Below are 1,362 nucleotides of genomic sequence, written 5' to 3' on the forward strand. Positions count from 1 at the left end.
GAACAGGCGATGACCTCGGGCGTGGTGCCGCTGCCACCGGGCACCACGGCGGCGGCGGCCACCGCGATGATCGCGCTGTCTTACGGCATCACCTATATCTGGGGCACGGTCGGCATCATCCTGATCTGCAAATACCTGCCGCGCTGGTGGGGTGTGGATGCGCGCAAGGCGGCCAAGGCATTCGAGGTGGAGCACGGAGTGCCGAACGTCGACGATGCCGGGCTCAGTGGGTATCGGCCGTTTGACCTGCGGGCCTATCGCCTGGTGAACCCGGAGCTGGTGGGGCAGAGCATCGCGCAGTTTCGCCAGCGCTTTGCGTTGTACCAGATCGAGAACGTCGAGCGTGGTGAAGAGTTGCTTGGGGCTGAACCGACGCTGGTGTTGCAACTCGGCGATGTGATCGCCCTGGGCGGCAGCCTGGATGCGCTGACCGATCACATGGGCCTGATCGGGCCGGAAGTACCGGATGCCCGGGCGTTGAATATACCGCTGGATGAGGCGGTGATTCTGGTGACCCACAAGGATGCCGTGGGCAGGGCGCTCAAGGAATTCAGCCAGTCGCCGATTGCCGGGCAGGTGCAGTTGGTGGGGATTGAGCGGGGTGGTGCGCCGATTCCGGTGGGGCTGGAAACGCGGTTGCAGCGCCTGGATGTGATGCACTTGATTGGCTTGCGCAGTGCCATCGACAAGGCCACGGCGTTGCTGGGCAAGGCGGGGCGGGCGAGTACGGCGACGGATTTGCTGACGCTGTCGCTGGGTATGGTGCTGGGGTTGTTGATCGGGCTGATTCAGGTGCCGGCGTTCGGTGCGGCGGTGGGGCTGGGCAATGCGGGCGGGTTGCTGGTGTCGGGGATTATCGTCTCGTCGCTGGTGTCGCGGGTGCGGTTTTTCGGCAATACACCGAATGCGGCGCGCAACATTCTCGAGGACATGGGGTTGATATTCTTTGTCGCGATTGTGGGGGTGAATGCGGGGGCTAACCTGGTTTCGCAGATTAGCGCGATCATTGCGTTGAAGATCTTTTTGCTTGGGTTCGTGGCTTGTACGATTCCACCGTTTATTGTTTGGGCTGTGGGTTTTCATGTGTTCAAGATCAACCCGGCGATTCTCATGGGCGGTGTTGCGGGGGCGCGGAGTCACTCGGGGCCGGCGCGGGAGGCGGCCAAGGAAATTGATAGTACGGTGCCGTGGATTGGGTTCCCGGTGGCGTATGCGGTGTCGGGGATTTTGCTCACGGTGTTTGGGTATTTTGCCATGGTGCTGGCGCGGTAGCTGTATTGGGTACATATCCGTTGCTGCGGTAACGGCCACTTATGGTTCCGCTCTTACAGCGGGTCACTTTTGGCAAACGCCCGGAATGCC

Annotated in this window: 1 protein-coding gene; it reads left to right on the top strand. The window is 61.8% G+C overall.

The features are described 5' to 3' along the window. Positions 1 to 1,272 (top strand): TrkA C-terminal domain-containing protein (locus HX846_RS40290; protein WP_178967109.1); only part of this gene is annotated, 1,272 nt, incomplete at its 5' end. Positions 1,273 to 1,362 lie beyond the last annotated feature (90 nt).

This window comes from Pseudomonas sp. K5002 (assembly GCF_013386655.1).
Classification (GTDB): domain Bacteria; phylum Pseudomonadota; class Gammaproteobacteria; order Pseudomonadales; family Pseudomonadaceae; genus Aquipseudomonas.